The organism is Pontibacter sp. JAM-7, from assembly GCF_048548695.2.
Taxonomy (GTDB): Bacteria; Pseudomonadota; Gammaproteobacteria; order Pseudomonadales; family Balneatricaceae; genus Neptuniibacter.
In genome coordinates, this window is sequence record NZ_JBLYIF020000006.1 from 64,101 (window position 1) to 78,207 (window position 14,107).

A 14,107-nucleotide genomic window follows, 5' to 3' on the forward strand; every position below is an offset into this window, starting at 1 on the left:
TTGTGAGTCCCTAAGTTAGATGCGGGTTCCCTGGCTGCCAGAAGACTTCCGTTCCACCATCTTGTCGGGCCAGTACACGGCACAGTACAAACAGCAGATCTGATAGACGATTAAGGTAAACCGCGGCCTCAGGGTTACAGCTTTGAGTATTATCTGCAAGTAATGCCAGCATGCGCCGCTCTGCGCGGCGGCAGATGCAACGTGCCATATGACAATGCGCTGCTGCAGGGCTACCGCCGGGTAAAATAAACTCCCGTAGCGGCGGCAGTGTGGCATTCATTGTATCGATCTTTTGCTCCAGAGCAGCGACCTGTTGCGGCGTGGTAGTGACATAGTTCGGGTCAGCCATGGCAAGCTCGCCACCCAGGTCAAATAGTTGGTGCTGCAGGGCAGTCAGTAAGCCAATTTCCGGGTGCTGTTTCGGTAAGAGTGCCAATACGATACCCAGCGCGGCATTCAATTCGTCAACGGTGCCCAGGACTTCAATTCGGCCAGCGGTTTTGTCTACCCGCTGGCCGTTGCCCAGTCCAGTTTTGCCCTGGTCGCCGCTGCGAGTATAAATACGTGTTAAGCGTTCCGTCATTAAGATCTCTCGTGTGCTTGGTTAGCCAGAGGTTTGGTCTAGTTGGGTGACCGCTGAGTATAACGCCTGGTTGATGGGGAGTGACATCTGCAATGCTGCAGCCCGCTGCAACAGGTAGCCGGTGATATAGTCGATCTCGCTTTGCCGACCTTGACGAATATCCTGTAGCATAGATGAGTAGTTGTCTCCGGTTTGTCTGGCGATCTGCTCAGCAACCGGCAGTAAGCCGCTGCTGAACAGCTGAAGACCTTCACCTGCTAGCAGCTGGTCGACTTCGTGGCATACTTGGGCCAGTTCTGTATGTAACGCAGGGGTGCTGACCAGTTGTCCATTTTGGCAGCCATGCACGGCGGTCAGAGGATTAATGGCACAATTAATCGCCAGCTTGCGCCAAAGTGCCTGATCGATATACAGGTCCCAAGAAATGTCCAGGCCCGGTGTTGCTGGCAGTTTGGGCTGAGGCTGGCCTGCAGGGTTTAACAGCCCGAGTTGGGTATTGCCGGTGCCGGCGAGCACAACATGAAATGGCTTTCTTAGCCAGGCACCATTCGTGGTGGTGGCCGCAATGATCGGATGTTCAGGTAGCAGCGTCTGAATGGCTTGTTGGCTACCCATGCCGTTTTGTATCAGAATGATCTGGGCGGTTGCGCTTAGCTGGCCGTGTAGCCGCTTGATTGCTGGCAGCGCGTCATAGGCTTTTGTCGCAACGAGTAAATGGCCAATGGTGGGGCAGTCTGCTGCTAGCCGACCGGCTACCGGGTAGTGTGCAGTACCCTGTTTAGACTCGATAGTAATGCCACCGTTGTGTTCTAATTGGGCCAGCCGTTCAGGGCTGCGCACTATCAGACTGACACGACTACCACCCTTGAGCAATGCCGCGGCCCATTGGCAGCCAATGGCACCGGCACCCAAAATATACCAATGTGAATTCATTCTGCCTCCTCAGCGCCTATATTGTGACGTGAAATAGGGGGGCGGGTCAGCTAAAATCGGCAAAAAACACCCGGGAGATTAAAGTAATGCCTTCATTTGATATCGTTTCTGAACTGGATATGCATGAAGTATCCAACGCTGTAGACCAGGCTAACCGTGAGATTCAGAATCGTTATGACTTCAAGGGGATTGATGCCCGCTTTGAACATAGTGAAGGCAGTGTGGTTATCCATGCCGAAGTCGATTTTCAGCTCCAGCAAATGTTGGAAGTGCTGCGTAATAAGCTAACCAGCCGCAAAATTGATATCCGCTGTCTGGATATTAAAGACGCTGAGAAAGCCAACATGCGTGCGCGTCAGGAAGTGCTAATGAAGCAGGGACTGGACCAGCCACTGTGTAAAAAGATCACTAAACTGATCAAGGATGCCAAGATTAAAGTCCAGACTCAGGTGCAGGGTGAGCAGGTGCGCGTCACGGGTAAAAAACGTGATGACCTGCAGCAGGTGATGGCGATGTTACGTGAAGCGGACCTGGAACTGCCACTGCAATTCAACAACTTTCGCGATTAAGTACATCTGCCCGCCACTGATTAGGGATTCAATCTATGCCACAGCCTCAGGTTAGCTGGCGCGAAGCACTTGAGGCGATTGCTCATCCGCGGGTGGTGTGCATGTTGTTTCTCGGCTTTTCTGCCGGGATACCCATCTTGCTGATCTTTTCTTCATTGTCTTTATGGTTGCTGGAAGCGGGCGTTGAGCGCGCCTCGATTACCTTTTTTAGCTGGGCAGCACTCGGATATTCATTCAAATTTGTCTGGGCACCACTAGTCGATCAGTTACCTTTGCCTTTTCTTACGCGTTGGCTGGGACGTCGCCGGGGCTGGCTGCTATTGGCGCAGTTGGCCATTATCAGTTCCATTATGACCATGGCCAGCACTGATCCACATCAGGGTGAATTACTGTGGATGGCACTTGCTGCGGTGGGGCTAGGTTTTTCTTCCGCGACTCAGGATATCGTGATTGATGCTTATCGAATCGAAGCAGCATCAACGCGGCTGCAGAGTTTGATGTCGTCTGCGTACATTGCCGGTTACCGTGTTGCCATGGTGGTGGCGGGTGCCGGAGCACTGTATCTGGCCGCTGGTTTTGGTAGTGAATTAGGCGCTTATGACTACGCCGCCTGGCAAAAAACCTATTTCATTATGGCTGCAGTGATGCTGGCAGGGGTAATTACCACGTTGCTGATTGCCGAACCGGAAACCAGTCAAAACAGGGCCTACAGCCACTCGGCAATAACGTATGCCCGGTTTGTGCTGGTGTTTATGGTCGGAGCAGCTACTTTTGCAGCCAGCTTTTACCTGAGTGCGGATGGCATCAATCAGCTGAAACGAGTGGTTAATGATCCGTTGCTGGGATTTCTGATCGAATTTATACGCCTGGTACTGGCTGTGGTATTAAGCCTGCTGGTGGCAAAAGCATGCGTCATGGTTGGGATGGTGCAACCGGCGATGATTGAAGAAACCTACCGCGTGCCGGTGGCCGATTTCTTTCGTCGGTATGGGGTTAAAACTGCAATATTGTTGTTGTTACTGGTGGGTACTTACCGGATATCCGATATCATTTTGGGCGTGATCTCCAATGTGTTTTATGCGGATATTGGTTTTAGTAAAGAGCAGATAGCCCTGGCAGTGAAAACCTTTGGCGTGGTGATGGCGATCGTCGGTGGTTTTTTGGGTGGTGTACTGTCGATGCGCTATGGCGTGCTGCGGATCCTGTTTTTGGGAGCTTTGTTAGCAGCAGTCACTAACCTGCTGTTTTTGTGGCTGGCGGCAGTGCCAGAACTATGGCTGATGTATCTGGTGGTGGCGGCTGATAATTTGTGTGCTGGCCTGGCTGGTGCCGCATTTGTTGCATTTCTCTCAGGGCTGACTAACGTCTCATTCTCGGCGATGCAATATGCAATCTTTAGCTCTGTCATGACACTATTGCCTAAATTGCTCGCCGGTTATTCCGGTAGCATTGTCGATAGTGTGGGTTATGGTCAGTTCTTTGTCATAACGACACTGTTGGGTTTGCCTGTGCTGTTGTTGGTTATGATAGCAGGCCGCAGATTAATAAATAAATAGTAATAATAATTATTCGCATTTAAGTTAAGCGAGAGATACGTTATGCTGTTCCTGTATCTGATAATCGAGGGACAGCAAGATGACCTATCAAATTGATGCCTGGCTGGAGCGCCGGGAGCCTTACTTGAGAATTGTTGATCGACAATCGGGTGTGGTGGTTATGGAATGGCGGGATCAGCGTTTGCAAGGGTTGCTGGAGCAGGGGGATATCACCCGACAGGAGTTAGAAGGCGATCATGTTAACCAGCAGACGTTGGTGCGAGACCTGTTTCTATATGACTGTATAACCTGATACTGAGGGTTGGTTGGGGCTGAAAGCAAAAAAGCCACGACAGAGTCGTGGCTTTTCAGAAAACGGTGCAGCGATTAGATACGCAGGCCGCCGTCGACTTCGAAGCAACGACCAGAGACGTAGTCGTTTTCCAGAATGAACGCTACGGTAGAAGCGATCTCTTCTGGTTTACCCAGACGCTTAGCAGGGATACCAGCAGCGATTTTTTCCAGTGCTTCTGGTTTCATGCTCATTACCATCTCGGTACCAATATAACCCGGTGCGATGGATGCAGCACGAATGCCGTAGCGGGACAGCTCTTTAGACCAGGTTACAGCCATGGCTTCAACAGCTGCCTTGGTGGCGGTGTAGTTGGTCTGACCCATGTTGCCGGAGCGAGAGATGGAAGAGATGTTGATGATGCAGCCTGGGGTGCCCAGATCGATCATCTTAGCAACCGCTTCGCGGGCACACAGGAAAGTGCCGGTCAGATTGACGTCCATTACCAGATTCCACTGATCCATGGTCATTTTCTTAGCAACTTTACCGGTTTCACGGTCGACCTTCATAAAGAGGCCGTCACGGGTAATCCCAGCGTTGTTAACTAGACCGTGAACAGCACCGAAGTCAGCAACAATATCGTCGAACAGTTTTTCTACGTCTTCTTCTTTAGCAACGTTACAGATATAACCGCGGGCATCTACGCCTTTTTCGGCACACATCCCTACTGTTGCATCGAGATCTTCCTGGCTCAAGTCAGCCAGTGCAAGTTTTGCGCCTCGAGCAGCCAGATCCAATGCCATAGCGCGACCTAGGCCACGACCACCGCCAGTTACAACAATTACTTTATCTTTAAGTTCCATTGAGGATTACCCTAACTTCAATTGTCTTTTGTGCATTGCGCCATTGTGCAGACGTTCAAGTTATCTTGCTTTCGCAAAAATGTCCATAACTTGATCAATCTGTTGAAAAATCAGGATTTGCGGAAAAATAGAAAGTCGTAAAAAGGCTTTTCTTGTGCACTTGCTAAGCCTATGAAATATCACTTGTTTTCGTAGGTTTTGTCGCGGTGCGGTACTTTGGTAGGTGGAATGGTCTTGTGCCCAAAGTCAACCTTGGTTAGTCCGAAAAGAGGGCTAAAAGAGGCATATTGTCTTACACTGTGGCGGCAAAAAATATTGCGCTTAAAGCTATGGTGTGGATTGAATTTATACGGTTTGCGCCAATCTAGATGTTAGTTGCTATCAGTTTTCGTTCAGTGATGTTCGCCGGGCGACGTTTTGGGGTCTTGCATGCGCTTTCTTTTTCTCCTGTTTATTATCCTGCCTATTCTCGAGATTACTCTGCTGATTCAGGTTGGGCAGATGATTGGTACCTGGAATACCGTGGGGCTGGTTTTACTGTCGGCTTTTATTGGCGTAAATATGCTGCGTTATCAGAGTCTCGCGACGCTGGCCCGCGCGCAGCAGCGAGCGCAGGCGGGTGAAATCCCGGGACAGGAAATGGTAGAGGGTATTGCGCTGGCTGTTGGTGGTGCCCTGTTGGTTACGCCAGGCTTTGTCACCGATGTTATCGGCTTTAGTTGTTTGCTGCCATACAGTCGCAAATGGATGGCGGCCCAGCTGATGAAACGATTCACCGTGGTGGCTTCCTCCCATGGTTATCAGCAACAGGAGTTTGATGAGCACTATACCCACCAAGCGAGGCGACCAGATGGTCGTCGCCCATCCGTCAGCGGTGATGTGATTGACGGCGAATATGAACGTAAAGATTAAGCCGGAATGTCTTCCACTTAACCTGATACCAGGAAAAAAATTATCCTCAGCTATTGAAAACGAATCAACTGCCCCAACCTTGCAATCCAATGGATAATTTAGCCATGGATGCCTTGGCTGGAGATATCCGCCGCAAACAAAAAAATGTGTTTTTGATCAGACGATCAGGAGAAAAAAACAGATGAAAATTCGTCCGCTTCACGACCGTGTTGTTATCCGTCGTAACGAGGAAGAAGCTACTACTGCCAGCGGCATTGTGCTGCCGGGTTCTGCTCAGGAAAAGCCGAATCAGGGAAAAGTTGTTGCGATTGGTGAAGGCCGTCTGCTGAATAACGGTGAAGTGAAACCTATGTCTGTAAACGTAGGCGATACCGTTCTGTTTGGTGGGTATGCCAACACCATCAAAGTTGATGGCGAAGAGTTGCTGATTCTAAGCGAAAGTGAAATCTACGCTGTAATGGAAGGCTAAGGTCAGGGACCTCCCCTTCAATTGTGAAACGAATTTTTGAAACAGGATTATAACAATGGCTAAAGATGTACGTTTTGGTAATGACGCTCGTCAGAGAATGCTGGCAGGTGTAAACATCCTGGCTGATGCGGTTAAAACCACGCTGGGCCCTAAAGGCCGCAATGTTGTGCTGGAAAAATCTTTCGGTGCACCGACCGTAACCAAAGACGGTGTTTCCGTCGCGAAAGAGATTGAACTGGAAGACCGTTTCGAAAATATGGGCGCGCAGATGGTGAAAGAAGTTGCGTCTAAAGCCAACGACACAGCAGGTGACGGTACCACTACTGCAACTGTACTGGCTCAGGCAATCGTTAATGAAGGCCTGAAGTCTGTGGCGGCAGGTATGAACCCAATGGATCTGAAACGCGGCATTGATAAAGCTGCGGCGGCGGTTGTGACTAAGATCCAGGAACTGGCGGTGCCATGTACTGATTTCAAAGCGATCGCTCAGGTAGGCACAATCTCTGCTAACTCTGATACCCAGGTCGGCGAAATTATCGCGACTGCGATGGAGCGAGTGGGTAAAGAGGGTGTTATCACCGTCGAAGAAGGCTCTGGCCTGGAAAACGAACTGGCTGTTGTTGAAGGTATGCAGTTCGATCGTGGTTACCTGTCACCTTATTTCATCAACAATCAGGAAAGCATGACTGCTGAAGTTGAGCAGCCATTTATCCTGTTGGTCGACAAGAAAATCTCCAACATCCGTGAACTGTTGCCGATTCTGGAGCAGGTTGCTAAATCGTCTCGTCCGCTGCTGATTATTGCCGAAGACGTTGAAGGTGAAGCCCTGGCTACTTTGGTTGTTAACAATATGCGTGGCATTGTTAAAGTGGCTGCTGTTAAAGCGCCAGGCTTTGGTGACCGCCGTAAGGCAATGTTGGAAGATATCGCGGTACTGACTGGTGGTACTGTGATCTCTGAAGAAGTTGGTCTGAGCCTGGAAGAAGCAGGACTGGAGCAGCTGGGTCAGGCAAAACGTGTAACTATCACTAAAGATAACACCACGCTGGTTGACGGCATTGGTGCTACAGAAGCAATTGAAGGTCGTGTCAGTCAGATTCGTGCCCAGATTGCAGAAACATCTTCTGATTACGACCGTGAAAAACTGCAGGAACGTGTGGCTAAACTGGCTGGCGGTGTTGCCGTAATCAAGGTCGGCGCTGCTACTGAAGTGGAAATGAAAGAGAAAAAAGCTCGCGTAGAAGATGCTTTGCACGCAACCCGTGCGGCTGTTGAAGAAGGTGTAGTACCCGGTGGTGGTGTTGCGCTGATTCGTGCGCTGGCTAATGTTGGTGATCTGAAAGGTGATAACCATGACCAGACTGTTGGTGTCGAGCTGGCGTTTCGTGCCATGGAAGCACCACTGCGTCAGATCGTAGGCAATGCTGGCGAAGAAGGTTCTGTTATCGTATCTAAGGTGCGTGATGGCAAAGGTAACTTCGGCTTTAACGCAGGTACTGGTGAATACGGTGACATGATGGAAATGGGTATCCTGGATCCCGCTAAGGTAACCCGTTCTGCGTTGCAGGCTGCAGCATCTGTTGCTGGCCTGATGATTACTACCGAAGCAATGGTAGCGGATAAGCCAGCAGACAATTCGGGTCCTGCTATGCCTGATATGGGCGGCATGGGCGGCATGGGCGGCATGGGCGGCATGATGTAATTCAGCCCCCGGCTACTAAAAAACCCCGCGGATGCGGGGTTTTTTGTGTTATGGCTCCCACGTATTACGCTTTTGTCTAACCCGTAAAACTGTTAGTGTTTGGCTGATTTTTTGTAACTCTGGAATCTGTTATGAGTCGACAGGATGATGATCTGAATGTGCCGGACCTTGGGCCGGCAGGAATGGATCGTAATGACATAGGTGCGCGAAAGGGCTCTGGCCATGAACGTGGCCACAAGTCGGTTAATAGTACGCGCAGCGGGGCAGGTTGGTTTACCTCTCTGGTGTTGATTATTCTGGTTAGTGCCGTCACTGGATTGGGGTATGTCGGATTTGGTTTGTACCAGCAGCAGGAGCAGCGGGCCCAGACGTTTGCTCAGGCACAGCAGCAGATTACTGAGTTACGTGAACTGCTGAAAATGGCGGAGCAGGGCGCAGAAGAGTCGGGCCAAACGCTGTTGGGCCGGTTGCAAAAACTTGAAATGACCCATGCTGACAAGAACAAACATTTTGACTCTGAAATTGCCAAACTTTGGGCTATCGCTTATCAGAAAAATGCGCCAAAACTGGAGCAGCACAATAAAACCATTAATGCCCAGAAGAGCCAGTTGGATAAACAAGCGGACCAGATTGCCAAACAGGATAAAACCATTCAGGCACTGCAGGGTCAGGTGGCGGGTTATAGCGAACAGCTGCAGTCGTTGGATGCGCTGAAAAAGCAGCAAGCTGCGTTACAAAAACAAGTAACTGAAAAAGAAGCAAGTATCAGTAAATTGGTGGCACGCATGGAAACTCAACTAGCGGCAACCAGTGAACTGCTGCAGGAACAGCTGGATCAGTTAAAGGCCAGTCAGCAACAACTTGCCAGTAAACCAGAAACGGTCGATAAGGGCATGCTGGCGGATCTTGAGCGCCGCTTGCGCTTGAATGAGCAGTCTGTGCGCGCATTTGACTCTACTCGGCAACAGCTTAATCAGGAGCTGCTGCAGGTCAAGCAGAAGCTTAATACCCTGCAGTTAGTCATCGAGTCTCGCTAAGCCATTGCTGCGGCTGGGTATTCGGCTTAAGACTGGGTTCTGCACTGCTTTTAAGACGTTCCGCATTTGCGTAAGCCTGAGGCAGAGGGCAGAATATGCCTTTGTACCAGTAGCGGAGCCGGACCTGCGTAATGAATTTAAGGGCTTTTTTTGCACTACGCCTGCCGGATGCGGTTGTGCGCTGGCTGTCGGATCAAGCAGATACCCTTTGTCAGTTTGATCAAGGCGGCGAAGTCAGCTGGGTGGATACTGACCGTTATCACCTGACCTTATGCTTTCTTGGCGATATCTCACTTGATCAGGTTGCACGCCTGGAATCCTGTGCACGGCAGCACCTGTCGCATGTCAGCTCTTTTCAGGTACACATAAACAGCACGGCATATTATCGGGTCAACCAGAGGTTGGCACTGGTTGCTGCGATCCCTGAATTGAGTGAGGCCCTGCAGAACTTACACCTCGGCATGGTGCAAGTTGTTGAAGCGGCGGATATCTCTTATAAAGAGATCGGTTTTAAGCCACACATTACACTGGGCCGTCTGTCCGGTGACAATCAGTTTCAACCACCCGACAAGTTTCCGGCTATCGACATGTACAGCCTGGCCGATGCGGTGGTGCTGATGCAGAGTCGGCCTGTCGAAGGGGGATCTATTTATACCCCCTTGTTTGAAGTGCCGTTGCAAACCATGATTTGAGCCTGTTAGGTAACCAACACCGATGCAAACCCCTGAACTCCTGTCCCCTGCCGGGACTTTGAAAAATATGAAGTATGCTTTTGCTTACGGCGCGGATGCTGTGTATGCGGGGCAGCCACGTTATAGCCTGCGGGTACGCAATAATGACTTCAATATGGATAACTTGGGCGAAGGGATTGCCACAGCGCACCAGTTGGGGAAGAAGTTTTATCTGGCCAGCAATATTTTGCCGCATAACAGTAAGTTGACTAGCTATATTGATGACCTCAGGCCGGTGATTGAAATGGGTCCTGATGCGTTGATCATGTCTGACCCCGGTCTAATCTGGATGGTGAAAGAGCACTTCCCTGATATCCCAATTCACTTGTCAGTCCAAGCGAATACCATGAACTGGGCTGCAGTGAAATTCTGGCACCAAATGGGTATTGAGCGGGTTATCTTGTCGCGAGAACTGTCGTTGGATGAGGTTGAAGAGATCCGTCAGCGTTGCCCGGAGATGGAGCTTGAAGTGTTTGTTCATGGTGCCCTCTGTATCGCATATTCCGGCCGCTGTCTGCTCTCGGGGTATATCAATAAGCGTGACCCGAATCAGGGGACCTGCACTAATACCTGTCGCTGGAAATACGATGCCCATGAAGCAACGCAAAATGAATCCGGAGATGTGGTTGCGGTAGAGCAGTTTGACCCGGCAGCAACAGGTGAAACACAACCCGCTCTGGGCCAGGGCAAACCCACTGATCAGATCTTCCTGTTGCAGGAGGAAACGCGCCCGGGTGAGTATATGCCGGCGTTTGAAGATGAGCATGGCACTTACATCATGAATTCCAAAGACCTGCGGGCCATTCAGCATGTACACCGGCTGGCAGAGATGGGAGTCAGCTCGCTGAAAATCGAAGGGCGCACTAAGTCGCATTATTATGTTGCCCGCACCGCTCAGGCATACCGCAAGGCGATTGATGATGCGGTAGCTGGCAAACCGTTTGATATGCACTTGATGGATGAGTTAGAAAATCTGGCCAGTCGTGGTTATACCGAAGGTTTTTACCGCCGCCATGTGCACGACGAATATCAAAACTATCAAACTGGAAATTCGGTCGGTGTGCATCAGCAGTTTGTCGGTGAGGTGCTTGGCTATGATCGCCAAGCCGGATTACTGGAGGTGGATGTCAAAAACCGCTTCATGCAGGGTGACACTCTGGAGTTGATGACTCCGGCGGGCAATCACAAATTCCGGCTGGATACTTTATTGGATAAAAAGGGCAAGCAAACCGAGGTCGCGCCAGGCTCGGGCCATCGGGTGCGTATACCCATGGCATTTGAGCAACCGCCAGAATTTGCATTACTGATGCGTGATCTGCCAAATGCGCCGCCTAAACAGGGATGATGTCAGGCCTCTATTGTGATCTTTGTTTCCAAATATAATTTTCGTAAGGCGCTACGGCCGTTTTCTCTGAGTGTCAGTTTAGTCGCTTGCAGCACGGGTTTATTTAGTGCTTACCGTGACGGCTTTTATGACACTGTGACGGCCGTTTTGGTGTTGCTGTCTGGTGTGCTGTTGCAAGCCGGGGTTAACCTGATTAACGACTATGCCGATGGGCATGGGCTGGCTGATGAGTTCCAGCGTCGTATCCGGCGTAATTTTTTTTGTGGCCTGATAGCCTTTGCCGCTACCGTTCCCATGGCGTTATATCTGATCATGCATTCCGGGCCCGGCCTAATGTGGTTGATATTTTTCGGTGTTGTTGGGGCGATTGGCTACACCATGGAGCCGATTAATTATAAGCGTCGTGGCCTGGGCGTGCCGCTGGTATTCTGGCTGATGGGTATGCTGATGGTGGCAGGGGCTTATTATGCGCAAGCGGGCCAGTTTGCCGCTCATGTCTGGTTACAGGCGGTTCCCATTAGTGTGCTTGTCGCTATGTTGCTGCTGAGTAATGAGTTACGCGATTACGAGTCAGACAAAAAAGAGGGTATGTTGACCCTCAGTGTGCGGCTTGGCTACCAACCGGCGATGTGGTTATTCCGGGCCGGCTTGCTGTTGAGTTATCTATTGGCATTTGTGTGGGTACCAACCGCCATTCTGCCAGCTGGCTGGTTGGTGATTTTTGCTTTTCCATTAGCAGCGGCACCTTGGTTGTTGAGCGCGAAGCAGGACCCAGTGGCTCGGAAGTTGATTACCGTGATGACGGGTCGGTTACTGGCTGGATTTGGTTTTTTCTATTGTGCCGCGTTTTTGATCAATCCACCGCTGTGACCGGACGGATCTAATACCAAGGCGGAACACGCCAATTTAGGGTTTTGGTGTATAATGCCGCCCTGTTTAGCTTCCCGCAGAGGAAGTCATCATTCATTTCCACCCTGACTTCAGGATGGATCGATCTTAGATAGATAAGAGCTTAAGTGGGAGCCTCAACATGAGCGTAATCCGTGAAGACGACTTCGTCAGCAGTATTGCTGACGCCTTGCAGTTTATCTCCTATTACCACCCTCTAGACTTTATTCAGGGTGTACACGAGGCTTACCAGAAAGAGCAGAATCCGGCCGCTAAAGATGCGATGGCCCAGATTTTGATTAACTCGCGGATGTGTGCCGAAGGGCATCGTCCACTCTGTCAGGATACGGGTATTGTCACGGTATTTTTGAAAGTGGGTATGAATGTGACCTGGGATGCGAAACAAAGCGTTACTGATATGGTCAATGAAGGGGTGCGTCGTGCCTATACTCACCCTGATAACGTGTTGCGTGCCTCAATTCTGGCTGACCCTGCGGGTAAGCGCCAAAACACTAAGGATAATACCCCTGCGGTTATTCACTATGAAATCGTTGAAGGCGATGAAGTAGAAGTACATGTGGCGGCCAAGGGCGGCGGTTCTGAGAACAAGTCCAAGATGGTGATGCTGAACCCGTCTGATAGTATTGTGGATTGGATTGTTAAAACGGTACCCACCATGGGTGCGGGCTGGTGTCCGCCGGGCATGTTGGGTCTGGGGATCGGCGGTACCGCTGAAAAAGCGGCTGTCTTGGCAAAAGAATCCCTGATGGATCCGATTGATATCCATGAACTACGTGAACGTGGTCCGCAGAATCGGGTTGAAGAGCTGCGTATCGAGATTATGGATGCGGTTAATGATCTGGGTATCGGTGCTCAGGGCCTGGGTGGTCTGACCACCGTGCTGGATGTGAAAATCAAGGATTACCCCACTCATGCCGCTTCGTTGCCGGTGTGTATGATTCCTAACTGTGCGGCAACCCGGCATACTCATTTCAAATTGAATGGCAATGGCCCGGCTGTGTTGACCCCGCCAAGCCTGTCTGACTGGCCAGAAGTGACGTTTGAGGTAGGCGCTAATACCCGTCGCGTTAACCTGGATGAGATTACTCCGGAAGCGGTTAAAGACTGGAAAGTGGGTGAAACTGTATTGCTTAATGGCAAGATGCTGACTGGCCGTGATGCAGCGCATAAAAAAATGGTTGAGATGCTGAATAACGGTGAAAAGCTGCCGGTAGATCTGAAAGGTCGCTTTATTTATTACGTAGGTCCGGTTGACCCGGTTCGTGAGGAAGTTGTAGGCCCGGCGGGTCCGACGACCTCTACACGTATGGATAAGTTTACCCGACAGGTGCTGGAAAGCACGGGTTTGCTGGGTATGATCGGTAAGTCTGAGCGTGGCCCGGTTGCCATTGAAGCGATTAAGGATAATGGTGCGGTGTATTTGATGGCTGTTGGTGGTGCTGCTTATCTGGTATCAAAAGCGATTACCAATGCAGAGGTACTGGCATTCCCTGAACTGGGTATGGAAGCGATCTATGAATTTGAAGTGCAAGATATGCCGGTGACAGTAGCAGTAGATGTAAACGGTGAGTCTGTTCACAATACGGGTCCGGCAAAATGGAAAGAGATTATTGCTAAACAAGCATAAGCTCTGGAAATATTGAGAATTTAATAAAACGCAGCCTTTGGGCTGCGTTTTTTTTGATACGCGTCAAGTAATGCTTGGTTAGTTCATTGCCACAGATAAAAGCTTGCTAATATGCCAATCAAGCCTATGGTAAACAGGGGCTGCAGGGTGAAATTCCCACAAGCTCAGTGTGTTAGGCACCAGTTAAATTTTCTATATTAAGGGCGAGAAATATGAATGCTAAAACTGCAAAGATGTTTGCTTTGATCCTGCCATTGGCAGTTGGCAATGCGGCACTGGCTGATGAAGCAGCGATGCAGGCAGCGGGCGCCGAAGTGTTTCAGAAGTGCGCCGCGTGTCACTCTGTTGATACCAGTAAAAATGCCTTTGGCCCTAGTTTGGTGGGTGTGGTTGGTCGTGAAGCGGGTAGTTTGCCACGCTTTGCCTACTCTGATGCACTGAAAGCGTCCAAAATTATTTGGACCGAAGACAATCTGCGGAAGTGGATTTCAGGCAACGACAAGTTTGTTCCTGGTACTCGTATGCGGCATGTTGAAATTACTGACACTGCAGAGCAGGATTACTTACTGGCTTATCTGAAAAGCCTCAAGTAAAAGTAGG

Annotated in this window: 15 protein-coding genes; 12 read left to right on the forward strand and 3 right to left on the reverse strand. The window is 50.3% G+C overall.

The features are described 5' to 3' along the window. Positions 1 to 10: 10 nt before the first annotated feature. Together ACFVYJ_RS09475 and ACFVYJ_RS09480 are read right to left on the reverse strand one after the other, a co-directional pair. Positions 11 to 583: a cob(I)yrinic acid a,c-diamide adenosyltransferase gene (locus ACFVYJ_RS09475; protein ID WP_419415278.1), complete on the reverse strand. Its 573-nt coding sequence runs from the start codon at positions 581 to 583 to the stop codon at positions 11 to 13. Between the two features lie 21 nt (positions 584 to 604). Then, positions 605 to 1,516: a ketopantoate reductase family protein gene (locus tag ACFVYJ_RS09480; protein WP_419415277.1), complete on the reverse strand. Its 912-nt coding sequence runs from the start codon at positions 1,514 to 1,516 to the stop codon at positions 605 to 607. A gap of 86 nt (positions 1,517 to 1,602) precedes the next feature. Between ACFVYJ_RS09480 and ACFVYJ_RS09485 the strand changes: the two genes are divergently transcribed. The 3 genes from ACFVYJ_RS09485 to ACFVYJ_RS09495 all read left to right on the forward strand — a co-directional run bounded on the left by ACFVYJ_RS09485 (position 1,603) and on the right by ACFVYJ_RS09495 (position 3,933). After that, positions 1,603 to 2,085 (forward strand): YajQ family cyclic di-GMP-binding protein, encoded by a 483-nt coding sequence (locus ACFVYJ_RS09485; protein ID WP_419415276.1) that lies wholly within the window; start codon positions 1,603 to 1,605, stop codon positions 2,083 to 2,085. Positions 2,086 to 2,120: 35 nt separating this feature from the next. Further along, positions 2,121 to 3,641: an AmpG family muropeptide MFS transporter gene (locus ACFVYJ_RS09490; protein WP_419415275.1), complete on the forward strand. Its 1,521-nt coding sequence runs from the start codon at positions 2,121 to 2,123 to the stop codon at positions 3,639 to 3,641. 79 nt (positions 3,642 to 3,720) lie between these two features. After that, a complete protein-coding gene (locus tag ACFVYJ_RS09495) occupies positions 3,721 to 3,933 on the forward strand; it encodes a hypothetical protein (RefSeq protein ID WP_419415274.1) in 213 nt (70 codons plus the stop codon). 74 nt (positions 3,934 to 4,007) lie between these two features. On the opposite strand, the gene ACFVYJ_RS09500 is transcribed toward ACFVYJ_RS09495, so the two are convergent. Continuing rightward, on the reverse strand, positions 4,008 to 4,775 hold the full coding sequence (locus tag ACFVYJ_RS09500) for an SDR family oxidoreductase (protein ID WP_419415273.1): 768 nt from the start codon (positions 4,773 to 4,775) through the stop codon (positions 4,008 to 4,010). 429 nt (positions 4,776 to 5,204) lie between these two features. Here ACFVYJ_RS09500 and ACFVYJ_RS09505 point away from each other — a divergent pair, with 429 nt between their 5' ends. The 9 genes from ACFVYJ_RS09505 (at position 5,205) to ACFVYJ_RS09545 (ending at position 14,100) form a co-directional block, all read left to right on the forward strand. Beyond that, positions 5,205 to 5,687, forward strand: coding sequence for an FxsA family protein (locus tag ACFVYJ_RS09505; protein ID WP_419415272.1), 483 nt, complete (start codon positions 5,205 to 5,207; stop codon positions 5,685 to 5,687). A 181-nt stretch (positions 5,688 to 5,868) separates the two neighbouring features. Continuing rightward, complete coding sequence (locus ACFVYJ_RS09510) at positions 5,869 to 6,156, forward strand: co-chaperone GroES (RefSeq protein ID WP_419415271.1); 288 nt, start codon at positions 5,869 to 5,871, stop codon at positions 6,154 to 6,156. Positions 6,157 to 6,211: 55 nt separating this feature from the next. Beyond that, the gene (groL, locus tag ACFVYJ_RS09515) at positions 6,212 to 7,858 is read left to right on the forward strand and encodes a chaperonin GroEL (protein ID WP_419415270.1); all 1,647 of its coding nucleotides are present in this window, start codon (positions 6,212 to 6,214) and stop codon (positions 7,856 to 7,858) included. Between the two features lie 131 nt (positions 7,859 to 7,989). After that, complete coding sequence (locus ACFVYJ_RS09520; protein ID WP_419415269.1) at positions 7,990 to 8,895, forward strand: hypothetical protein; 906 nt, start codon at positions 7,990 to 7,992, stop codon at positions 8,893 to 8,895. A gap of 131 nt (positions 8,896 to 9,026) precedes the next feature. Beyond that, positions 9,027 to 9,587 carry an RNA 2',3'-cyclic phosphodiesterase gene (thpR, locus tag ACFVYJ_RS09525; protein ID WP_419415268.1) on the forward strand — a complete coding sequence of 187 codons (561 nt, stop codon included), beginning with the start codon at positions 9,027 to 9,029 and terminating at the stop codon, positions 9,585 to 9,587. A gap of 22 nt (positions 9,588 to 9,609) precedes the next feature. Next, on the forward strand, positions 9,610 to 10,971 hold the full coding sequence (trhP, locus tag ACFVYJ_RS09530) for a prephenate-dependent tRNA uridine(34) hydroxylase TrhP (RefSeq protein WP_419415267.1): 1,362 nt from the start codon (positions 9,610 to 9,612) through the stop codon (positions 10,969 to 10,971). A 15-nt stretch (positions 10,972 to 10,986) separates the two neighbouring features. Further along, a complete protein-coding gene (locus ACFVYJ_RS09535; protein WP_419415266.1) occupies positions 10,987 to 11,841 on the forward strand; it encodes a prenyltransferase in 855 nt (284 codons plus the stop codon). 160 nt (positions 11,842 to 12,001) lie between these two features. Further along, positions 12,002 to 13,507 (forward strand): fumarate hydratase, encoded by a 1,506-nt coding sequence (locus ACFVYJ_RS09540; RefSeq protein ID WP_419415265.1) that lies wholly within the window; start codon positions 12,002 to 12,004, stop codon positions 13,505 to 13,507. Positions 13,508 to 13,719: 212 nt separating this feature from the next. Beyond that, on the forward strand, positions 13,720 to 14,100 hold the full coding sequence (locus ACFVYJ_RS09545; protein ID WP_419415264.1) for a c-type cytochrome: 381 nt from the start codon (positions 13,720 to 13,722) through the stop codon (positions 14,098 to 14,100). The last annotated feature ends 7 nt before the right edge of the window (positions 14,101 to 14,107 follow it).